At 72.5% G+C, this 21,505-nt stretch carries 15 protein-coding genes; 10 read left to right on the top strand and 5 right to left on the bottom strand.

What is annotated here, in order from left to right; translation table 11 throughout:
• The first annotated feature begins 15 nt into the window (after nt 1–15).
• Complete coding sequence (locus OG989_RS21705; protein ID WP_327028246.1) at nt 16–852, top strand: TIGR02452 family protein; 837 nt, start codon at nt 16–18, stop codon at nt 850–852.
• Nucleotides 853–894: 42 nt separating this feature from the next.
• Here the strand turns inward: OG989_RS21705 and OG989_RS21710 are convergent, their stop codons facing one another.
• On the bottom strand, nt 895–1,425 hold the full coding sequence (locus tag OG989_RS21710) for an SRPBCC family protein (RefSeq protein ID WP_327028247.1): 531 nt from the start codon (nt 1,423–1,425) through the stop codon (nt 895–897).
• 267 nt (nt 1,426–1,692) lie between these two features.
• On the opposite strand from OG989_RS21710, the gene OG989_RS21715 reads away from it, so the two are divergent.
• The 5 genes from OG989_RS21715 to OG989_RS21735 all read left to right on the top strand — a co-directional run bounded on the left by OG989_RS21715 (nt 1,693) and on the right by OG989_RS21735 (nt 6,609).
• Nucleotides 1,693–3,018: a flavin monoamine oxidase family protein gene (locus OG989_RS21715; protein ID WP_327028248.1), complete on the top strand. Its 1,326-nt coding sequence runs from the start codon at nt 1,693–1,695 to the stop codon at nt 3,016–3,018.
• Nucleotides 3,019–3,176: 158 nt separating this feature from the next.
• Nucleotides 3,177–4,553, top strand: coding sequence for an FAD-dependent oxidoreductase (locus OG989_RS21720; protein WP_327028249.1), 1,377 nt, complete (start codon nt 3,177–3,179; stop codon nt 4,551–4,553).
• Nucleotides 4,554–4,690: 137 nt separating this feature from the next.
• Nucleotides 4,691–5,671, top strand: coding sequence for a helix-turn-helix domain-containing protein (locus OG989_RS21725; RefSeq protein WP_151455687.1), 981 nt, complete (start codon nt 4,691–4,693; stop codon nt 5,669–5,671).
• A 100-nt stretch (nt 5,672–5,771) separates the two neighbouring features.
• The gene (locus OG989_RS21730) at nt 5,772–6,206 is read left to right on the top strand and encodes a hypothetical protein (RefSeq protein ID WP_151455688.1); all 435 of its coding nucleotides are present in this window, start codon (nt 5,772–5,774) and stop codon (nt 6,204–6,206) included.
• A 55-nt stretch (nt 6,207–6,261) separates the two neighbouring features.
• On the top strand, nt 6,262–6,609 hold the full coding sequence (locus tag OG989_RS21735) for a hypothetical protein (protein WP_327028251.1): 348 nt from the start codon (nt 6,262–6,264) through the stop codon (nt 6,607–6,609).
• A 141-nt stretch (nt 6,610–6,750) separates the two neighbouring features.
• Here the strand turns inward: OG989_RS21735 and OG989_RS21740 are convergent, their stop codons facing one another.
• The 4 genes from OG989_RS21740 to OG989_RS21755 all read right to left on the bottom strand — a co-directional run bounded on the left by OG989_RS21740 (nt 6,751) and on the right by OG989_RS21755 (nt 13,053).
• Nucleotides 6,751–8,271 carry a VCBS repeat domain-containing M23 family metallopeptidase gene (locus OG989_RS21740; RefSeq protein WP_327028252.1) on the bottom strand — a complete coding sequence of 507 codons (1,521 nt, stop codon included), beginning with the start codon at nt 8,269–8,271 and terminating at the stop codon, nt 6,751–6,753.
• A gap of 172 nt (nt 8,272–8,443) precedes the next feature.
• Nucleotides 8,444–9,439 carry an alpha/beta hydrolase gene (locus OG989_RS21745; protein WP_151455691.1) on the bottom strand — a complete coding sequence of 332 codons (996 nt, stop codon included), beginning with the start codon at nt 9,437–9,439 and terminating at the stop codon, nt 8,444–8,446.
• A gap of 75 nt (nt 9,440–9,514) precedes the next feature.
• Nucleotides 9,515–11,581: an N-acetylmuramoyl-L-alanine amidase gene (locus tag OG989_RS21750; protein WP_327028253.1), complete on the bottom strand. Its 2,067-nt coding sequence runs from the start codon at nt 11,579–11,581 to the stop codon at nt 9,515–9,517.
• A gap of 20 nt (nt 11,582–11,601) precedes the next feature.
• Nucleotides 11,602–13,053 carry an FG-GAP repeat domain-containing protein gene (locus tag OG989_RS21755; protein WP_327028254.1) on the bottom strand — a complete coding sequence of 484 codons (1,452 nt, stop codon included), beginning with the start codon at nt 13,051–13,053 and terminating at the stop codon, nt 11,602–11,604.
• A gap of 295 nt (nt 13,054–13,348) precedes the next feature.
• On the opposite strand from OG989_RS21755, the gene OG989_RS21760 reads away from it, so the two are divergent.
• From OG989_RS21760 to OG989_RS21775, 4 genes are all read left to right on the top strand, one after another.
• Entirely contained in the window at nt 13,349–16,624 is a 3,276-nt protein-coding gene (locus OG989_RS21760) for a DUF2961 domain-containing protein (protein ID WP_327028255.1), read from the top strand.
• A complete protein-coding gene (locus OG989_RS21765) occupies nt 16,624–18,747 on the top strand; it encodes a family 43 glycosylhydrolase (RefSeq protein ID WP_327028256.1) in 2,124 nt (707 codons plus the stop codon). Before OG989_RS21760 ends, OG989_RS21765 begins: the two co-directional genes overlap by 1 nt.
• Before the next feature lie 121 nt (nt 18,748–18,868).
• Nucleotides 18,869–20,425, top strand: coding sequence for a sugar ABC transporter ATP-binding protein (locus OG989_RS21770; protein WP_327028257.1), 1,557 nt, complete (start codon nt 18,869–18,871; stop codon nt 20,423–20,425).
• Nucleotides 20,422–21,504, top strand: a complete 1,083-nt coding sequence (locus OG989_RS21775; protein WP_327028258.1) for an ABC transporter permease — start codon at nt 20,422–20,424, stop codon at nt 21,502–21,504. Before OG989_RS21770 ends, OG989_RS21775 begins: the two co-directional genes overlap by 4 nt.
• Nucleotide 21,505: the final 1 nt, after the last annotated feature.

The raw sequence follows: 21,505 nt of genomic DNA on the forward strand, positions 1-21,505 counted from the left end.
GCGCCGGGTGCGCCGGTGAGCAGCCGCCTTCGTGAGATCGCCCGACAGACGGTGGCTATCGCCGAGTCGGGCCGGTACCGCAACGGCGCCGGCGACGAGGTCGTCATCGGTGCGCAGGTGCGGGCCGCGGTCGCCGGCACCCGCCACCACCTTCCCGACGGGACGCTCACGATCGGCGACACGCGGGTCGGGGCCGGCGACGTCGAGGTGACGTACCAGTCGACGTTGCAGGCGGCCCGCCGGCTCGGTCCGGATGCGGCGTGTCTGGTGTTCGCGTCGGCCAAGAACCCGGGCGGCGGGTTCCTCGGCGGGGCGAAGGCGCAGGAGGAGAGCGTCGCACGATCGTCGGCGCTCTACCCGTGCCTGCTCGCCGCGCCCGACTTCTACGCGTTCCACCGCGGCCAACGCGACCTGCGGTACAGCGACCGAATCATCTACTCCCCGGGCGTGCCGGTGTTCCGCGACGACAAGGGCGGGCTGCTCGATGTGGCGTACCAGACGTCCTTCCTCACCGCCGCGGCGCCGAACCTCGGCGCGATCGTGCGCAACCAGCCCGCGCACGCCCCCGACGTGCCGGCGGTGCTGCGCCGGCGTGCGCGGCGGGTGCTCGAGGTGGCCGCCGCGCACGGGCATCGGACGATCGTGCTGGGCGCGTGGGGGTGCGGGGTGTTCCGCAACGACCCCGCCACGGTGGCGGACGCCTTCGCCGACGCGCTGCGGATGGTGGACCGGTTCGACCGGGTGGTGTTCGCCATCCGCGACAACCTGTCGGGCACACCCGTGTACGGCGCGTTCGCGGAACGTTTCGGCACCTCCGCGCCGGAGCCGGCAGGCGACGCCCGTCGGGGTTGAGTGGCTCACCCGCCGGCGCCGCCCAGCCCGCCGGCGCCGTGGTCAGCGTGGCTGCTCGGCGAGGTCCCGGATGCCCTGCAACGTGCCGGTCATGGCGTCCCGCAGGGCGTCCAGCCGGCGTGCGATGACCTGCTCCTCGTTCTCCGGGGCCCGGTCGATGACCAGGCTGAGCCCGGTGCGGCCGGGGCCGATCCGCACGGAGTGGGACACCCGGCACCCGCCGTCCTCGGCGGTGAGGCGGTACTGCCAGGTGGCACCCGGTTGGTCGAGGTCGGTGGGGCCGCCGCCGAAGCGGTCGTCCGGGTCGAGCACCACCCAGCCGAAGACCCGCGGCGCGTCGAACCGCACGACGTGCGAGATGGTGCGCCACTCGCCCAGCGCCGGATGGTGGTTGTGCCCCTCGAACCGGGCGCCGAGCGTCGGCCCTTGGCTGCCGTTCAGCCAGCGCACCCGGCGCAGCTCCGGACTGAACCGCGCGGGCAGCTCGATGTCCGTGACCAGCTCCCACACCCGGGCGGGATCGGCTGCCACGTGCAGGTCGCACTCGACCGCCGGGCCGTCGACGTAGCGCACGGCATCCTCCTTCGTGTCCTTCACTGACTTCCGGTCCGCGCGCCGCACCCACCGTCGTAGGACGGGCGACACCGCACCGGACAAGGATGGCCTGTCCGGGGCCGACCGCGCAGCCCCGCACGCTCACGTGTCTCGATGCCGACGATCGACGCGCATCGCGACGGCCGGCGGTCGACCCGCCCGATCGCCGGGGCTGCACGCCGCTCCGCCGGCTGCCGCGATCCGGCGTCGCGGTCATGGCGGCGGCGTAAACGGGTATGCCGCCGCATGGGTACCGAGGTCGTCGTGGTCGGCGCCGGCTTCTCCGGGCTGGCCGCCGCGCTCGCGCTGGCCCGCGCCGGGGTGCGGACGCGGGTGCTGGAGGCGCGCGACCGGGTGGGCGGGCGGGTGCTCACCCGGTGGCTGGCCGACGGCACCCAGCTCGACCTGGGCGCCCAGTGGGTCGGCCCCACCCAGGACCGGGTCAACGGGCTCCTCGCCCGCTACGGGATCGCCACCTTCCCGTCCGCCGCGCACGGCGCGTCGCCGGTGATCCTCCCCGACGGCCGGCACGCCGGTGCCCCCGAGGCCGCCGCGCGGGTCCTCGATCTGCTCGACGCGTACGCCGAACGGGTCGACCCGGTCGCGCCGTGGGCGGGGGCCGAGGCCACCGAGTGGGACCGTACGACGCTGGCCGGCTGGCTGCGCACGGCCGCGCCGGACCCGGCCACCGCCCGGTACCTCGGGCGGCTGCTCGCGGGCGGGCTGCTGGCCGCCGGCCCGGACGAGATCTCCGTGCTCCAACTGGCGTTCTACCTGCGCTCCGGCGGCGGCAGCCGGGCGCTGCTCGCGATGGTCGGCGGCGCGCAGCAGGACCGGATCGTCGGCGGACCGCCGGTGCTGGCCGAGGCGCTGGCCGCCGCCCTCGGCCCGGACGCGGTGCGGCTGTCCGCGCCCGTGCGGGCCATCGCGCAGGACCGCGCCGGGGTGGTCGTGCACACCGACACCGACCGCGTCGAGGCGGACGCGGTGGTGGTCGCCGTGCCGCCGACGCTGGCCGGGCGCATCCGGTACGGCCCACCGCTACCGCCCCTGCGCGACGCGCTCACCCAGCGGATGCCGATGGGCTCGGCGATCAAGGTGCACGCGGTCTACCCGGAACCGTTCTGGCGCGCCGACGGCCGTTCCGGCGTCGCGTTCTGCCTCGCCGGGCCGGTGACCGAGACGGTGGACAACAGCACCCCGGCCTCCCCGCGCGGGGTGCTCACCGCGTTCAGCTACGGCCCGGAGGCGAACGCGCTGCGCCGGATGCCGCCGCGGGACCGCAGGGCGCGCCTGCTCGACGCCCTCGCCGCCGTCGCCGGCCCGGCCGCCCGGCGGCCCGAGGAGTTCGTCGAGTACGACTGGTCGGCGGACGAGTGGACGCGCGGTTGCTTCTGCGGGGCGCCGACCCCCGGCTCCTGGTGCGGCTACGGCCCGGAGCTGCGCCAGCCGGTGGGACGGGTGCACTGGGCCGGCACGGAGACCGCCACCCGGTGGGCGGGTTACCTGGACGGGGCGATCGAGGCCGGCGAGCGGGCGGCTGCGGAGATCCTGGCGCGGACGGGCGGCTGACCCGCCCGGACACCCCGCGAACCTGCTCGAAGGTGGCCGATGTCTGTGCGACGATCGTCGGACGTCGTGCCGTCCGGTCCGCCCCGCCGGTCCACCCACACACCGATCTCTGGCAGGCATGCGGGAAGGCCCCCACCTCGTACCCCTTGGAGAGCACGATGTCCTTGTCCCCGGCCCGGGTCCTCGCCGCGCTGAACGCGGTGCGGCCACCCGACCAGCCGTCGCCGGTCATCGGCAGGGCCGTCGTGGTCGGCGGCAGCGTCGCCGGGTTGCTGGCGGCCCGCGTGTTGTCCGACTACGCGGAGAGCGTCGTCATCGTCGACCGCGACGATCCACACGTGACCGGCGGTCGGCCGGGCGTGCCACAGGGATCGCAGCTGCACGCGCTGCTGCCCGGCGGCTTCCTCCAGCTCGAACGCCTGTTTCCGGGATTCCGCGAACGGGCCGTGGCCCAGGGGGCGATCGAGGCGCCACCGGCGGCCAGGCGGAACTACCTCGACGGCCGGCTGAAGGTCGTCGTACCCGACGACGCCGACAGCCTGGCGGGTACCCGGCCCCTCCTGGAGGGGCTGATCCGCGAGCAGGTGCTGCGGCTGCCCAACGTCAAGACGGTCACCGCCCGCGCCACGGGTCTGGTGTGCGACGGCGGCGTGGTCACCGGCGTCCACTGCGAGACCGGCGGGGCGACGGGCGTCGAGTCGGGTGACCTCGTGGTGGACGCGATGGGACGTTCGAGCAGGCTCTCCGAGTGGTTGGAGCAGGCCGGCTGGGACCGGCCCGCGCTGCGGCGGATGACCGTGGACCTCAACTACGCGACCGCGCTGTTCCGGCGTCCGGAGGCGGAACCGGAGGCCACGGTCGTCCTGGCACTGCACACCGCGAGGATGTCGTCGGACGTGGCCGGCGCCGCGTTCTTCGCCGTGGAGGACGGCCGGTGGATGGCCATGATGGCCGGCTACGGCGCCAACCGCCCAGGGCGCACGGCGGACGACTTCGTCCGCCGGCTGCGGGAGCAGTTCCCGCCGGAGTTCGGCGAGGTCGCCGCGAACGAGATGCTCGGCGAGGTGCAGACCTACCGCCACGCCGACAGCCGGCGACGCGACTTCCACGGGCTGAGGCGCCTGCCGGCCGGGCTCGTCAGCGTCGGCGACGCGGTCGCGTCGTTCAATCCGGTGTACGGGCAGGGGATGACGGCGGCGGCCCTGCACGCGGCCTGCCTGTCGGCGTACCTGCGGTCGGGCCCGGACCTGGGCGCGCCCGCGCGCCGGTTCTTCGCCCTGCAGAAGGTCGTGGTCGACGTCGCCTGGTCGATGTCGACCTCCGCCGACCTGGCGCTGCCGCACGTCGACGGGCCCTACCCGCGCGGCTACCGGCTCTCCAGTTGGGCCAGCAGGCAGATCGTCACGGCGACCGTCACCGACGTGCCGACCGCCCGGCGCTTCAACGAGGTCGTCTCCATGCTTGCGCACCCGAACTCGCTGGCCACCCCCGGCGTGCTCCTGGGCGCGCTGCGCGCCAACCGACGGGCCCGCTGACCGCGCCGTCCGCCGCCCCGACCGCCCGCGTCCGGGGCGGGGCTGCGCGTCCGGCCGGGGTTCCTTCGGCGAGTACGGGGTGGCCGCTGGGCGGTTCATCGGATGGGCTCGGCCGTGTCGGTCACTATGGTTGGTCGATGGACGTTGTCAGCACTGCCGACGTCTCGCCGGGTGACCGGTTCGCCTTCTGGCGCGAGGTCAGCGCGAAGCTCTGGGTGCCGTACGAGCTGGCCCGGCAACGGCAGGCGGAGACCGGCTTCGAGGCGCGGGTCGGCATCAGTGAGTTCGGCCCGGTGCAGGCGACCCTGATGACGACGATGGCGCACTCGGTGCGCCGCACGCCCCGGCTGATCCGGCAGGCCGACCCGGAAGTGTTCAAGGTGAGCTGCATGGTCAGTGGCAGCGGCACGCTGACGCAGGACGGCAGACGCGCCGATTTCGGCGCCGGAGATCTCGTGCTCTACGACACCTCGCGTCCGTACGTGGCCGAACTCCGGCCGGACGATTCGACGAGCCGGATGCTGCTCCTGCGTTTCCCACGGGCGCTGCTGCCGTTTCCTCCCCGGGAACTGCGTGAACTGAGCGCCGTCCGCATTCCCGGCGCCCGTGGCGTCGGCGCGCTGTCGTCGCGTTTCCTGCTACAGCTCGCCGACCAGATGGACGAGCTGACCCCGGCCGAGACCGCGCGGCTGGCCACCCTGACGCTCGACGTGCTGATCGCGGCGTTGGCCGACGCGCTGGACACCCGGAGGATCGTCCCCGCGGACACGTGCCGGCGGGCGCTGACCGCCCGCATCCGCGCCTTCATCCAGGACCATCTCGGCGACCCGGACCTGACCCCGGACATGATCGCCGCAGCGCACCACATCTCCGTGCGCTACCTGCACAAGCTGTTCCAGCGGGAGGAGCACACCGTCGCCGGCTGGATCCGCGAACAGCGCCTCGAACGGTGCCGACGCGACCTCGCCGAACCCCGGCTCGCCGCCCGTACGATCAACGCGATCGCCGCCCGGTGGGGTTTCACCAGCGCCGCGCACTTCAGTCAGGCGTTCCGCGCCCGTTACGGCCGATCGCCCACCGAGTTCCGCCAGCGGTTCCGCACCGTGCACGGAGACTAAACACCTGTGCGCCCAGCCACAGCGACATGAGTGGATGCGGCGGGCAGTCTCGTCTCAGGTAGTCGGCTCATCCGAAGCGACAGCACTGAGAAGGGAAATCATGCGCTTGTGGGCAAGGAAACTTTGCCGGGTCACCGCCGTGGTCCTGGCCCTCGCCATGCTGCCGGTCGTGTCCGGCACGGCGCAGGCCGCCGACGTGGCCTACAACCAGAAGAACCAACGCCTGGAAGCCAGGCCGAACAGCGGGATGCCGATCGCATCGGTCAGCCGCGAGATCACGTTGCGGGACGGCACCTACGGCTGGTGGACGTTCCCCACATCGGCACCGTGCCAGACCTACACCGGCCGCATCCTGCCCGGCACGTACACCTGGACGGACCAGCTCTGGCCCGGCGTTCCCAGCGTCGGAACCTACCGGCACCACAGCTATCTCACGGAGGAGGACGGCGGCTGGTCGTACCACATCCAATGTGACTTCCAACTGTCCGCCACCGGTTCGTACACCTGGGGTAGCGGTCTCGATCCCCACTTCTGATCCCGCATCCACCGGCGGAGCTGACAGTTCCGTCACGTCGTCAAGGGAGATCCGCATGAGACTCGTACGCATCTCGATCGCCGCCGTCATGCTGGGCAGCGCCGCCGTGCTGGCGGTGGCCGCTCCGGCCCAAGCGTCCTGCCCGCAGGGGATCGCCAGCTTCGAGCCGCAGGTCAACGGCACGTTCGCCGGGACCGGCATCAACATCCGCACCGGGCCCGGCTCCGACTGCACCTCGCGCGGCCAGGGTCAGCCCGGCCAGACCGCGACGTTCCGCTGCTGGCGGACCGGGCACGACGGCGCCCGCTGGACCTACCTGCACAACCGCGCGACCGGCGTGTCGGGCTGGTCCCGAAGCGATCTGCTCTCCGGTGGGGGTGCCAGGGTCTCGTGCGGCATCTGATCCGCAGCGCGGGGCCTCCCGAGGTGACATCGTCTCGGGAGGCCCTCGCCTCGTTCAGTCCGCGCACCACCGCCGATTCACGGTCGTCCGAGACTCGGCGCCTCCTGCCCCGGACCCGCTACGTAGGAATTCGAGCCACCCTCACAGGGTGGTTTCGCCGTTGAGGCCGAAGAAGTCGTGCCATTTGGTGCTGGGGTTGAAGGTGGTGCCGGTGGAGAGTCCTACGTAGACGTCGTTGGTGGTGCCTTTGGTGAAGACGATGATGTCGTCTTTGTTGTCGCCGTTGACGTCGGCGAGGTAGGGGAATTCGCCGGTGAGGCAGAAGAAGTCGTGCCATTTGACGGTGGTGCCGGTGAAGGTGGTGCCGGTGGAGGTGGCGGCGTAGACGTCGGCGTTGGTGTTGCAGGTGAAGGTGACGATGTCGTCGCGTCCGTCGCCGTTGATGTCGCCGACGCGGGGTTGTTCGGTGCCGACGGCGAAGAGGTCGTGCCATTTTTGGGGTGGGCCGAAGGTGGTGCCGGTGGAGAGGGCGACGATGACGTCGGAGGCGGTGTTGGGGCCTTGGGTGAAGGTGATGATGTCGTCTTTGCCGTCGCCGTTGACGTCGCCGATGGCGGGGTGTTCGCCGGGGATGGAGAAGTATTCGTGCCATTTGATGGCGGTGCCGGTGAATGAGGTGCCGGTGGAGAGGGCGACGTAGACGTCGGCGTTGGTGTCGTGGGTGAAGGTGATGATGTCGTCTTTGCCGTCGCCGTTGACGTCGCCGACTGCGGCGACTTCGTTGTGGGGGGCGAACCAGTCGTGCCATTTGGTGCTGGGGCTGAAGGTGGTGCCGGTGGAGAGTGAGACGTGGACGTCGGCGAGGGTGCCGTGGGTGAAGGCGACGATGTCGTCGCGGTTGTCGCCGTTGAAGTCTCCGGTGAGCAGGGTTTCGCCGTTGAGGCCGAAGAAGTCGTTCCATTTGTTGGAGGTGCCGGCGAAGTTGGTGCCGGTGGAGGTGGAGACGTAGACGTCGTTGAGGGTGCCCTGGGTGAAGGTGACGATGTCGTCGCGTCCGTCGCCGGTGAAGTCGGTGGGCGAACCCGCCAGATACCGGCCACCCGTCGGCGACGTACCGCAGTTGTCGCTGACCAGGTACTTCTGGTGGTACTGGCCGGGGTAGGGCGCCAGCGATGTTCCGTTGATCACGATCGTCTGCCCCACGCCGTTGTAGAGCTGTTCGTAGTGGATGTGCGGCCCCGACGAGTTGCCGGTGCTGCCCGTGGTGCCGATCTGCTGGCCCTGCTGCACGTACGCCCCGTCCGGCACGGAGTAGGTGCTGAGGTGGAAGTAGTAGGTGGTCCAACCGCCGCCGTGGTCGATGACGATGTAGTTGCCGGCGCCGCTGGGCTGCGAGTACCGCCGGGCGACGCCCGCCGCGGAGGCGACCTGCGGCGTGCCCGCGGTGGCACCTCCGTCGGCCCGCACGAAGTCCAGGGCCTGCCGGACCTCGGCGCTGTGGTGGTCGTAGGTCCACCGCTGCCCGCACGGGAACGGGGCCTTGAAGTTCGGCGCGGCGAGCGCGGGGGACGATGTCGCCACCGCGCCGGTCAGGACGCCCACCGCCAGGGTGAGCAGGGCGGCCAGGACGCGACGCGCCCCGGTCCTCGGAGGCCGTGACATGGGGTGACTCCCGTCAGGGAAGGCTCGGATGGGGTCGGGGGAGCGGGCACGCCGGTCGGCGTGGCGGATGCCACCCGGTGGGCGGGACGGTCGGGCCGCGGTGGGGCGCCGTCGACGACGCGCCGCCGGGCCGCGACGGATGTCTGCGGTGGCGGCGCGTCGTCGACGAGGCTCAGCCGGCGCGGCGCAGGCGGCCGAGCATCCCGTTGAGGTCCTGGACGAAGATGTCGTGCCGGAAGAAGTGGCCGCCGGGGAGCTCACGCCACTCGTGCGGGATGCCGGCCCGACCCAGGGCCGCCCGGAATTCGCGCTGACCGGCCAGCACCTGCGTCTCGTTGACGTAGTCGAACCAGTTGATCGGGTCGGGCGAGGTGCCGGCGACCAGGAAGATGCGCTTGTTGCGGTAGCTCTCGATGCGCTGGACCGGGTTGTCGGCGGTGACCCGCGCCTCGTCCCACAGCGGCGCGCCGTAGACGGTGCCGCCGCCGAGGTCCATCGCGGCCGAGGTGGTGTTGGCCCAGTGCACGACGAGGCCGAAGTCGCGGCGCAGGCTGGCCGGCCCGGAGTGGGAACTGACCGAGCAGAAGTGGCCGTAGTACTTCGCGGTGTACTTCAGGGCGCCGAACCCGCCCATCGAGAAGCCGGCGACGGCGCGACCGTTGTACTCCGGGAAGGTGCGGAAGTTCGACTCGATCCAGGGCAGCAGCTGCGCGATGTGGAAGGTCTCCCAGTTGCGGGGACCGGTGTTGCTGTGGACCGGGTTCGAGTACCAGCCGGTGGAGGCGTCCGGCATGACGACGATGATCTCTCTGCCGGCGGTCAGGTTGATGATGTTGTCCTGCATGTGGAAGGTCCGGAAGTCGGCTGCCCCGCCGTGCAGCAGGTACAGCACCGGGTAACGCTTGCCGCTGGTGTGGTAGCCGTCGGGCAGCAGGACGTTGACCGCCGGGTCCCACTCGATGGCGTCGGTGGCGAACCGGTAGTACTGAAGGCGGCCACCGTTCTCGTTGCGGTCGACGATGCGCAGGCCGTGGCCGTCGCGGGCCGCGGACGCGGGCAGCGGTGCGGCGAGGGCGCCGGCGAACGTGCCGGCGGCGGCGACTCCCGCGGCGCCGGTCAGGAGCCGGCGGCGGCTGACGGGCCGGCGGGCGGCAGGGGTGTTGTCCATGGATCCTCCATCGGGTGAAGCCGCGCCGGGCGGACGCGAACTGTGGCGCGGAGCGTGCTGTCTACGCGGGACGGTTCAGAGGGTGGTTTCGCCGTTGAGGCCGAAGAAGTCGTGCCATTTGGTGCTGGGGTTGAAGGTGGTGCCGGTGGAGAGTCCTACGTAGACGTCGTTGGTGGTGCCTTTGGTGAAGACGATGATGTCGTCTTTGTTGTCGCCGTTGACGTCGGCGAGGTAGGGGAATTCGCCGGCGAGGCAGAAGAAGTCGTGCCATTTGACGGTGGTGCCGGTGAAGGTGGTGCCGGTGGAGGTGGCGGCGTAGACGTCGGCGTTGGTGTTGCAGGTGAAGGTGACGATGTCGTCGCGTCCGTCGCCGTTGATGTCGCCGACGCGGGGTTGTTCGGTGCCGACGGCGAAGAGGTCGTGCCATTTTTGGGGTGGGCCGAAGGTGGTGCCGGTGGAGAGGGCGACGATGACGTCGGAGGCGGTGTTGGGGCCTTGGGTGAAGGTGATGATGTCGTCTTTGCCGTCGCCGTTGACGTCGCCGATGGCGGGGTGTTCGCCGGGGATGGAGAAGTATTCGTGCCATTTGATGGCGGTGCCGGTGAATGAGGTGCCGGTGGAGAGGGCGACGTAGACGTCGGCGTTGGTGTCGTGGGTGAAGGTGATGATGTCGTCTTTGCCGTCGCCGTTGACGTCCCCGACTGCGGCGACTTCGTTGTGGGGGGCGAACCAGTCGTGCCATTTGGTGCTGGGGCTGAAGGTGGTGCCGGTGGAGAGTGAGACGTGGACGTCGGCGAGGGTGCCGTGGGTGAAGGCGACGATGTCGTCGAGGTTGTCGCCGTTGAAGTCTCCGGTGAGCAGGGTTTCGCCGTTGAGGCCGAAGAAGTCGTTCCATTTGTTGGAGGTGCCGGCGAAGTTGGTGCCGGTGGAGGTGGAGACGTAGACGTCGTTGAGGGTGCCCTGGGTGAAGGTGACGATGTCGTCGCGTCCGTCGCCGGTGAAGTCGGTGGGCGAACCCGCCAGATACCGGCCACCGGACCCGCCACCCGCGTTGACCAGGGAGATGTAGTGGTTCCAGTTCCAGTGCGGACCCGGGTCGGTGTGGTCGTTGCCCGGCAGTTCGTGGTGCCCCTTGATCGCGGTACGGTTCTTCGGCAGGCCGTACTTGTCGCAGAGATAGCGGGTCAGCGCGGCAGACGAGCGGTACATGGACTCGGTGAACCAGCTCGGGTTGTCGACGAAGCCCTCGTGTTCGATGCCCACCGAGTACGGGTTGGCCGACCGCGCGTGGTAGGCGGTGTCGCCCTCGCGCACCATCTGGGTGATCTCGCCGTTGCTCGACTTCACCACGTAGTGGGCGCTCACTCCCGCCGACGGGTTCTGGAACCAGCTCACCGTGCCGGCGTACGAGCCCTGGGTCACGTGCACCACGACAGTGGTGATCCGCGAGGAGCGACCCGCCGCGTAGTTGCCGCCGTACGCCGAGATCCACCGGGCGGGCGCGTACTCCGGCACTGCCGCGGCGAGGGCACCCGGTGCCGCCACCCCGGCGGGGGCGACGCGGGCGTACCGGCCGAGTTCCGGCTGCACCCGCTGGGGCGTGACCCGCGCGGAGGGCGCGGTGATGCCGGCCCGCAGGAGGTCGTAGACGTGGTCGGCGTACAGGCGGGCCGTTGCGTCGTCGGCGGCGTGCGCGTACCGCGCGACCACCGGGTACCAGGCGGAGATCCGGTCCCGGTCGGCGGCCGTGAGCCGCTCGGCGTCGGCGATGTCCCGCAGGAGGGCCGCGCCGCCCCTGATGTTGGCCGAGGTCACCGACTTCAGGGCGGCCACCGGTTGCCCGGTCAGTGCGGCCGCCCGTTCCAGCGTGCGCTGGCGGGGGTTGCTGACCAGGTGCATGACGCCGTAGCCGTTGGCCTGGCTGGGCTGCCCCTCGTGTCCGTCGAGCCGGGTCTCGCCGTAGCCGACGGCGACCAGCAGGTCCCTGGGTACGTCGAACTCGCCGGCCGCTCGCGTGAAGGCCGTGTCGAGCGGACCGGCGGGCCTGGCCGGCGCGGCGGCGGCCGGCGCGACGGGGCTCAGCAGCGCCGCCGCGAGGACGACGGCGGCACCCCCGCGCCAGGAGAGTCTGTCGGGTCTCATGGTGGTCTCCCGTCCGCGGTTCACAGGGTGGTCTCGCCGTTCAGGCCGAAGAAGTCGTGCCACTTGGCGCTGGCGCCGAAGGTGGTGCCGGTGGAGAGCGCGACGTGGACGTCGTTGGTGGTGCCCTTGGTGAAGACGACGATGTCGTCCTTGCCGTCGCCGTTGACGTCGGCGAGGTAGGGGAACTCGCCGGCGAGGCAGAAGAAGTCGTGCCACTTGACGGTGGTGCCGGCGAATGACGTGCCGGTGGAGGTGGCGGCGTAGACGTCGGCGTTGGTGTTGCAGGTGAAGGTGACGATGTCGTCGCGTCCGTCGCCGTTGATGTCGCCGACGCGGGGGAGTTCGGCGCCGACGGCGAAGAGGTCGTGCCACTTCTGGGGCGCGCCGAAGGCGCTGCCGGTGGAGAGGGCGACGATGACGTCGGAGGCGGTGGCGGGGCCCTGGGTGAAGGTGATGACGTCGTCGCGGCCGTCGCCGTTGACGTCGCCCAGGGCGGGGTACTCGCCGGCGATGGAGAAGTACTCGTGCCACTTCACGGCGGTGCCGGCGAACGATGATCCGGTGGACAGCGCCACGTAGACGTCGCCGGCCGCGTTGTGGGTGAAGGCGACGATGTCGGCGCGGCCGTCGCCGTTGACGTCGCCGACCGCGCCGATCTCCGCGCCGGGGGCGAACCACTCGTGCCACTTCTGGCCGCCGCCGAAGCTGGTGCCGTTCGACAACGCCACGTACACGTCGCCGGTGTTGCCGTGCGCGAAGGTGACGACGTCGTCGCGTCCGTCGCCGTCGACGTCGCCGGTCGAGGCGGTCTCGCCGCCGATGGAGAAGAAGTCGTTCCACTTCACCGAGGTCCCGGCGAAGCCCGCGCCCGTGGAGGTGCTGACGTAGACGTCGGCGAGCGCGTTCTGGGTGAAGCTGACGATGTCGTCGCGTCCGTCGCCGCTGACGTCGGTGGCGGATCCGCCAGCGATGGCGTGGGTCCGTGCCGCCTCGTCGAGCAGGGTCCGCGCCTTCGTCGCCACCTGGTCGTAGCGGTCGGGGAAGCCGGAGCGCTGGACGCACTGGGCGACCTGGCCGGCGGTGTAGCGGGGGTTGTTGCGGTCGCAGACGATCGCGCGGGTGACGTACTGCGTGCTGGCGTAGACCGGGTCCATGATCTGCTCCGGCGTGCCCCAGCCGTAGTCCCACCGTTGCTGGAACACCCCGAGCGAGGACTTGTCGCCGCACGGCAGGTTGTTCATGTGCGACTCGACCCAGCCGGCCTCGAACGCGGAGAGCATGACCTTGTCGTTGACGTTGTGGGCGCGGGCGACCCGGTAGACGATCACGCTGATCGCGGGGTCGTGGTTGGCGGGGATCGAGGTACAGGCCAGCGTGCCGATCGGGGCGTCGGCCTGCGCCGGCGCGGTCGCCACGACCGACGCCAGCGCGGTGCAGAGGCCGACCAGCAGGGCGAGGGGAGTACGTCTCACGATGCTCCTCTGAGGGGTGTCAGCGGTGCGGCGAGCGGTTCCGCCACGGAGGCGCGCTGCCGCCAGGAGGGCCGCCCGGGCTGACGGGTGCGTCGCCGCGTCGACACCTCCCCGTCGGTGGGAAATCGATTGCCGAGGAGTATCGCCAGGACCCCGACGGCTGTCAATGCGTCCTGGAATCTTCCTTCGGCAACTGAGCGGTGGCGGTAAAGTATTGACATCTCGCGATGCCCCCCGGTTAACTCCCGAGCAATCGATTTCTCGCGGCTCCGACGGTCATCCTGGAGGGACATCCATGAAGCCCCACCTCCGCCGCTGGCTGGCTCTGGCCGCGGCGCTGGCGACCATGATCCCCCCGGCGGCGGCGCACGCCGCCGAGCCCGCCCCGGTCCCGCGCGGTGTCGGGGCGCTCGCCGTCGTCGACGACAAGGGCCCGGTCGGCTGGGACGTCTACCGCCGCCTCGACCGGCTGCCCGAGCTGGCGGCCGGCAGCCGGACCCGGCAGTTCTCGAGCTTCGCCCGGGACGGCTCCAACGACGACGGCTTCGTCGGCACCTACTCGTGCCTTCGCCAGGCCGGCGGCTGCGTCATCGCCGAGGACCGCGGAGCCGGCGAGGTGCAGTCGATCTGGTTCACCCGCGACGACGGCAACGTCAGCGCCACCGGCTGGATCCGCGTCGAACTCGACGGCGTCACGGTGGTCGACACCAGCCTCCAGCGCCTCGTCGACGGTGGCCTCGGCCACCCGTTCGTGTTCCCGCTGGTCACCAACGCCGACCAGACCTCCGGCGGGGTCACCGTCAAGGTCCCCATGCCCTACCGCGAGTCCATGCGGATCACCACCCAGTCCAACCCGCTCTTCCACCACGTCACCTACCGCACGTTCGCCGACGCGGTCGGGGTGTCCACGTTCGACCCCACCGACCCCGCCACCGACGTGGTGGACAGGCTGCGCGCCGCCGGCCAGCGCGACCCGAAGCCGAGCCAGCCCGGCGCGAGCACCAGGACCGCCCGGGTCGACGTCCCGGCGGGCGGGCAGGCGACACTCGCCACGCTCACCGGCCCCGCCGCGGTCACGGCGCTGCGGCTGCGGCTGCCCGACGCGGCGGCCACCGCCTCGACGCTGTCGGGCCTGCGGCTGCGGATCGCCTTCGACGGGCGCGCCACGGTCGACAGCCCGGTGGGCGAGTTCTTCGGCGCCGGACTCGGCGAGCGCTTCGTACGCTCGCTGATGTTCGCCATGGACTCCGCACCCGGCGGCTGGTACAGCGCCTGGTGGCCGATGCCCTTCCGCTCCACCGCGACGATCTCGGTCGCCAACACCACCGGCGCCCCCGTCGCCGGCGTCCAGGCGGAGGTGACCACCGCGCCGGGCACCGCCTGGACCGGCGCCCTCGCCCCCGACGGCGCCGCCGGCTACTTCACCACCCAGTCCCGCCGCGCGGAGACGGTCGGGGGCGGCGACTGGATCGTCGCCGACCAGGCCGGCCGGGGACGGTTCGTCGGCGTGTCCCAGACCGCCCGCGGCCACATCATCGGCGGCAACACCCGCAACTACCTGGAGGGCGACGAGCGCGTCCACGTCGACGGCTCGCCCACGCCGCAGATCTACGGCACCGGCACCGAGGACTTCTACGAGTCCGGTTGGTACTTCAACCGCGGCGAGTACAGCGGCGTCTTCACCGGCAACACCGCCCACCTGCTGCGCTCCGGCGGCTGTGCCGACGAGTGCGACGCCATGTACCGGCTGATGATCGGCGACGCGGTGCCCTACGCCACGGGGCTCCGTTTCGGCATCGAGCACGGCCCCGCCAACGACATGCCGGCGAACTACGCCTCGACCGCCTTCCTCTACACCCAGCCGACCGTCGCCCTGCGCCGCACCGACACGCTGGTCACCGGCGACGCCGCCAGCCGCGCCGGGCACGCCTACACCGACTCCGGAACCCAGTACCCGCTGACCGCCGCGTACGAGGGCGACGACGACAACGCTCCCGTCGCGGGCCAGGTGCGCGCCACCGGCGGCGCCGCCAGCTTCCGGCTCGCCGTGGACCCCGCCAACCAGGGCGTACGGCTGCGCCGGCACGGCGACCAGGCCGGCGCGTACCAGCAGGTCGCCGTGTCGGTCGACGGCCGCCCGGCCGGCGTGTGGCGGCAACCGCTGGGCAACGACAGGCAGCGCTGGCTGGCCGACGAGTTCGTCCTCCCGCCCGCGCTGACCGCCGGCCGCGCGACGGTCACCATCACCCTCACCCCGGCGGCCGGCGCACCGGCCTGGACGGCGGCCCGCTACGAGGCCGACAGCATGGTTCCCCCGTTCCTCGACGTCACCGGGCCGGGCGCGGTCACCGGGCTCGGCCTGGCCGGCGGTCGGGTGCACGCCCTCGGCCTGTCCTGGTCGGCGTCGCCGGACGACGTGGGCGTCGCCGCCTACCGGGTCTACGCCTCGCGCAATCCCAACGTCGCGACCACCCCCGCCAACCTGGTCGGCACGACCCGGACGACCACCTTCCGGCACGGCCCGCTGCCGGCCGGACAGACCCGCCACTACCGGGTCGTCGCGGTCGACGGCGCCGGCAACGCCTCCGCGCCCTCGGCCGAGGTGTCGGCCACCACCCGCACCCGCAACACCAGCGACGCCAACGGCGACCGCCGCGACGACGCCGTGGCGTTCACCCGGGGCGCCACCGCCGACGTGACCACGTCGGTGTCGGACGGCACCCGGTTCGTGCCGGACGGCCGGAGGTGGAACGACTTCTTCGCCGTCGGCGAGGAGCTCCCGTTCACCGGCGACGTCGACGGCGACGGTCGGGCCGACGTCATCACCTTCACCCGGGGCGACAGCGCCGACGTCTACGTGGGGCTCTCCACCGGCACGACGTACGCCGCCGGGGCCAAGTGGCACGACTTCTTCGCCACGGGTACGGAGATTCCCGCCGTCGGCGACGTCAACGGCGACGGGCGCACCGACATCATCACCTTCACCCGGGGCGCCGCCGCCGACGTGTACGTGGCGCTGTCGACCGGCAGCGGCTTCGGCCCCGGCGTCAAGTGGCACGACCACTTCGCGCTCGGCGACGAGCTGCCGGCGGTGGGCGACGTCGACGGCGACGGGCGCGACGACATCGTGACGTTCACCCGGGGCGCCACCGGCGACGTGTTCGTCTCCCGCTCCGACGGGACGCGGTTCGTCGAGGACGGCTGGAAGTGGCACGACTCGCTCGCGCTCGGCGACCAGCTGCCGGCGCTGGGCGACGTCGACGGCGACGGGCGTGACGACGTGGTGACGTTCACCCGGGGGACCGCCGGCGACGTGTTCGTGGCGCTCTCCGACGGCACGCGCTTCGGCGCGCAGGCCGGCAGGTGGCACGACTGGTTCGCGGTGGGCGACGAACTGCCCGGCATCGGCGACTTCAACGGCGACGGAAGGGCGGACCTCGTGACGTACACGCGGGGAACCAGTGCGGACACGTACGTGGCGCTGTCGACCGGCGGCGGCTTCGGTCCGGGCGTCAGGTGGCACGACCAGTTCGCGCCCGGCACCGACCTGCCCCGCCCGAGCGTGTCGTGATGCGCGCGCCCCGGATGCTCGCGGTGCTCCTGCTCGGCGCCGCCCTGCTGGCCGTCCCGGCCACGCCGGCCGCCGCCGAGGACGTGGTCCGGGCCGAGGCGGAGTCGCTGACGGTGCTCTCGTCGACCGCCCCGGTCGAGGCGCAGGCCAACTGCTGCGGGGTCGCCTGGTCGGCGGGCCGCCAGCTCTGGCTGCGTGCCGCCCGGGCGGGGGACTCGGTCACCGTGTCGCTGCCGCCGGTGCCGGCCGGGCAGTACGACATCGGCGCCGTGCTCACCCGCGCCGCCGACTACGGCACCCTGCGCTTCGCCGTCGACGGGGTGGCCGTCGGCCAGCTCTTCGACGGCTACGCCCCGACCGTGCGGCGCGTCGAGGCCGTACCGCTGGGATCGGCCTCGCTCGCCGCCGGCAGCCACCGGCTGACGGTGACGGTGACCGGCCGCTCCGCCTCCTCGACGGGGTTCTTCGCGGGCCTGGACACGCTCACCCTGCGCCGCGTCGGCCCGCTGGCGGCGGTCACCACGACGGCGTACGAGACGGTGGCCGAGACGCCGGCACGGGGGCCGCTGACGCGGGTCTACGACCCGGGCGTGGGGGAGCCGACGGCGTGGTACTACAACGACCACACGATCGTGCGCGACCAGCGGACCGGGCTGTGGCACGCCTTCGCCATCGCCCACGCCGAGCCCGGCGCGCCGCAGGACGAGAAGAGCTTCGGCCACGCCACGGCGCCCACGCCCACCGGGCCGTGGACGAAGCGGCCACCGGCGCTGACGGCCGACCCGTCGAGGGGCGAACAGTGGATCTGGGCGCCCCACGTCGTCCACGACCAGGGCGTCTACTACATGTTCTACGCGGCCGGCAGCCCCGACTACGCGAACTACCGGATGCACCTGGCCACCTCGACCGACCTGTTCACCTGGACCCGCAGCCCCGCCAACCCGCTGTTCAGCGACGGCTGGGAGGCGCGTGACCCGATGGTGACCCGGGTCGGTGACCGCTGGGTCATGTACTACACGGCGACCTCGAATCCGCAGGGCGGCAACCACGTGGTCGCGTACCGCACCAGCGCCGACCTGCGGACGTGGAGCGGGCGTGGTGTGGCGTACGCGTCGCCGCACACCGGCCGGGCCGCCGGTCAGACGGAGTCGCCGTTCGTGGTGCGCCGGGGGGACTGGTGGTACCTCTTCGTCTGCTGCGACGGCACCGACTACGGCGCGGCGTACCGGCGCACCGCCGTCTACCGCAGCCGCGACCCCCTGCGCTTCGAGGGGGCGGAGAAGGTGACCGTGCTCGACGCGCACGCCGCCGAGGTCGTGGTCGACGGGGAGAACTGGTACCTGAGCCACGCCGGCTGGGGCCAGGGCGGGCTGTGGCTCGCCCCGCTGACCTGGTCCACCCAGGTGGTCGCCCGCGGCTACCAGGTGAGCACCGGTTTCCTGCGCGCCGACGTGCGCACCTGGCCGCACACCCGGATCGCGTCCCTGGCGGTCGACCCGGCCGGCGCGGGGGCGTACCGGCCGGCGTTGGACTCGTCGCACCGGGGCACCGGTCCCTATCTGGCGGTCGGCCGCTTCGACGTCACGGACCGGGCGGGCCCGCCGGCAAGGGTGGACGTCTCCGCCGACGGTTCCCGGATCAACCTGGTCGGCATGCGGATGGGCGACGAGCCGGTCACCGCCGACTGGCTGCTGACCGTGGCGCCCCGCTGGACCGGGCCGGCGCTGCAGAGCGACGTCACCTGGTCGGTGACCGGCCAGACGACGGCGCCGGTGTGGGAGGTGGCGTTCAACGTCGACGGTGCCCTGCCGGCGGTCGGGGATCCCGCCGTGGCGGCCCGGCCGACGGGGGACGTGCCGGGGATGCCGACGTGGTCGATGACCTCCGGCGCGAATCTGTCCCTTGTGGCCGCCCACCGCTGGGCCTCGGCGTGGCGCGGCGACAACACCTGGTACGACGCCGGCCACGCGATGGCGTCCTGGCAGCCGCTGTGGCGCAACGGGGGCGCCGCGTGGCCGCCGGGGTCGTACCCGGGCGGGACGTGGCGGTTCGCCGCCAGCGGGGTGGGGCGGGACACCGCGTTCGCCGAGACCGTGCACGCGGCGGTCAACGCGGTGCCCTGAGGGGCCGCCGGTGCGGGTCGGGCGGCGGGGCGGCGGCCCGGCCCGCACCGGGGGCGTTGACATCACTTCGACGCCCGTCTATGTTGCCAGAAATCGATTTCCGATCTACCCGGAGGCCCGCGTGAGCGACCAGGTGACCGTCGCCATGTCGGGCATCACCAAGCGCTTCGGCGGCGTCCACGCCCTGCGCGGCGTGGACCTCACCCTGCGCGCCGGCGAGGTCCACGCCCTGCTGGGGGAGAACGGGGCCGGGAAGTCGACCCTGATCAACATCCTGTCCGGCGTCGTCACCGACCACGGCGGGGAGATCTCGATCGGCGGCCAGCCCGTGCGCTTCGCCGGCCCGGCAGCCGCCCAGGCCGCCGGCATCGCCACGATCCACCAGGAACTCGACCTGGTGCCGGCGCTCTCCGTGGCCGAGAACCTGGTGCTCGGCCGGGAACCGCGCACCAGGCTGCGGACGCTCGACCGGCGGGCGATGGCCCGCGCCGCCCAGGACTGGCTGGGCCCGCTCGGCGCCCGGATCGATCCGCGCCGGCCCGTCGGTTCGCTGCGCGTCGGCGAGCAGCAGCTCGTCGAGATCGCCAAGGCGCTCTCCCTCGACGCCCGCGTCCTCGTCATGGACGAACCGACCGCCGCGCTCGCCGACGCCGAGGTGCGGCGGCTGATGTCCACCATCCGCGCGCTGCGCGAGCGCGGCGTGGCCGTCGTCTACATCTCCCACCGCCTCGAGGAGATCGAGCACATCGCCGACCGGGCCACCGTCCTGCGCAACGGCGAGGTGGCCGGCACGCTGCGCCCGGACCGCGCCGACCGGCAGCGGATCATCACGCTGATGGTCGGCCGCCCCGCCGAGGCGCTGTTCAGCGCGGGATCCGCCGGGCCCGCCCGCCCCGCGGGGCGGGCGGTGCTGGAGGTCGACGACCTCGCCGTACGGCCCCGGGGCACCCGGCCCGGACGCTGCGAACCCGCCGGCGTCAGCCTGACCGTGCGCGCCGGGGAGATCGTCGGCCTGGCCGGCCTGATGGGGGCGGGCCGCACCGAACTGCTGGAGACCCTGTACGGCGCCGGCCCGCCCGGTCGCCGCAGCGGCCAGATCCGGCTGGCCGGCCGCCCGTACGCCCCGCGCGGCCCCCGCGCCGCCCTGCGCGCCGGCGTCGGCTTCGTGCCGGAGGACCGCCGCCGCTCCGCCCTGGTGCTCGAGCACCCCGTCGGCCGCAGCATCGTCCTGGCCGCCCTGCGCCGGGTCAGCACCGCCGGGGTCGTCCGCGCCGGACGCGAGCGGGACGCGGTACGCCAGCAGGTCGCCGCCCTGGCGATCAAGACGTCGTCCGCGGCCGCGCCGGTCGGCTCGCTCTCCGGCGGCAACCAGCAGAAGGTCGTCTTCGCCCGGCACCTGCTCACCCGCCCCCGCCTGCTGCTGCTCGACGAGCCGACCCGGGGCGTCGACGTCGGCGCCAAGGCGGAGATCTACCGGCTGCTGCGCCGGCTCGCCGACGACGGGATGGGCATCCTGCTCGCCTCGTCGGAGCTGCCCGAGCTGACCGGCGTCTGCGACCGGATCGTGGTCCTGCGGCGCGGACGGGCCGTCGCGGAACTCGCGGCCGACGGGTGCACCGGCGAGGACATCCTGACCGCGGCCATGGGCGGCACGGCCGCCGGAGGGGACGACCGATGACCCACCTGCGCGCACCGGACAAGGGGCCCGGCACGCCACTGGCGCCGGCCGGCGGCGACCCGGCGGCCGGCGCCGGCCGGTGGCGTTGGGCCGGCGGCCGGGGCGACCTCGTCGAGCGGCTCTTCGCCGTGCAGAGCCTCTTCGCGCTGCTGCTGGTGTTCGTGCTGGCCATCGCCGTCTCGCCCCGCCGCGACGGTGAGATCCTCTTCCTCTCCACGGAGAACCTCGGCAACATCGTCCGCGCGGTGTCCGAGATCGGGATCATCGCCATCGGCATGACGTTCGTCGTCCTGCTCGGCGGCATCGACCTCTCCGTCGGCGCCATCCTCGGCCTCTCCGCCGTCGGCACCGCTACGCTGATGGTCGACTCCGGGCTCGGCATCCTGCCCGCCGTCACCGTCGTGCTGCTGATCGGCGCCCTCTTCGGCGCGTTGCAGGGCTACGCGACAGCCCGGCTCGGCATCCAGTCGTTCATCGTCACCCTCGCGGGACTCCAGGTCGCGCGCGGCCTCGCCCGGATCTGGTCGGGCGGGCTCGGCATCCCGATCGCCTACGGCGACGGCCCGCAGGAGGCGCCCCCCGCGTTCGAGATCCTCAACGGCACGATCAACGGGGTGCTGCCCGTCCCGGCCGTGCTGTTCATCGGCATCGGGGTGGCCGCGATCGTCGTGCTGCGCAAGACCGCGTTCGCCCGCCACGTCTACGCCATCGGCGGCAACGAGAAGGCCGCCCGCCTCTCGGGCGTGCCCGTGCTGCGGGTCAAGGTCGCGGTCTTCGCGATCGCGGGCCTGCTCGCCGCCGTGGCCGGCATCATCCACGCCGGACAGCTCAACCAGGGCAGCCCCAACGACGGCGCCGGCTACGAACTCGACGCCATCGCCGCCGTGGTCATCGGCGGCACCAGCCTCGCCGGGGGCACCGGCTCGATGGGCGGCACCCTCGCCGGGGCGCTGCTGCTCGGCATCCTCAACAACATCCTCGCGCTCAACAACATCGACGCCAACGTGCAGCTACTGATCAAGGGGCTGGTGATCGTGGCCGCCGCCGGGCTGCAGAAGCTCCGCCGCAGCATCGTCTGAA

This window comes from Micromonospora sp. NBC_01740, assembly GCF_035920365.1.
GTDB classification, from domain to species: Bacteria; Actinomycetota; Actinomycetes; order Mycobacteriales; family Micromonosporaceae; genus Micromonospora; species Micromonospora reichwaldensis.

Excerpts from the sequence above, each read along its gene's own strand:
- OG989_RS21720 (WP_327028249.1), top strand. The coding sequence starts at position 3,177 with ATGTCCTTGTCCCCGGCCCGGGTCCTCGCCGCGCTGAACGCGGTGCGG.
- OG989_RS21735 (WP_327028251.1), top strand. The coding sequence starts at position 6,262 with ATGAGACTCGTACGCATCTCGATCGCCGCCGTCATGCTGGGCAGCGCC.
- OG989_RS21725 (WP_151455687.1), top strand. The coding sequence starts at position 4,691 with ATGGACGTTGTCAGCACTGCCGACGTCTCGCCGGGTGACCGGTTCGCC.
- OG989_RS21715 (WP_327028248.1), top strand. The coding sequence starts at position 1,693 with ATGGGTACCGAGGTCGTCGTGGTCGGCGCCGGCTTCTCCGGGCTGGCC.
- OG989_RS21775 (WP_327028258.1), top strand. The coding sequence starts at position 20,422 with ATGACCCACCTGCGCGCACCGGACAAGGGGCCCGGCACGCCACTGGCG.
- OG989_RS21765 (WP_327028256.1), top strand. The coding sequence starts at position 16,624 with ATGCGCGCGCCCCGGATGCTCGCGGTGCTCCTGCTCGGCGCCGCCCTG.
- OG989_RS21740 (WP_327028252.1), bottom strand. The coding sequence starts at position 8,271 with ATGTCACGGCCTCCGAGGACCGGGGCGCGTCGCGTCCTGGCCGCCCTG.
- OG989_RS21745 (WP_151455691.1), bottom strand. The coding sequence starts at position 9,439 with ATGGACAACACCCCTGCCGCCCGCCGGCCCGTCAGCCGCCGCCGGCTC.
- OG989_RS21750 (WP_327028253.1), bottom strand. The coding sequence starts at position 11,581 with ATGAGACCCGACAGACTCTCCTGGCGCGGGGGTGCCGCCGTCGTCCTC.
- OG989_RS21730 (WP_151455688.1), top strand. The coding sequence starts at position 5,772 with ATGCGCTTGTGGGCAAGGAAACTTTGCCGGGTCACCGCCGTGGTCCTG.
- OG989_RS21760 (WP_327028255.1), top strand. The coding sequence starts at position 13,349 with ATGAAGCCCCACCTCCGCCGCTGGCTGGCTCTGGCCGCGGCGCTGGCG.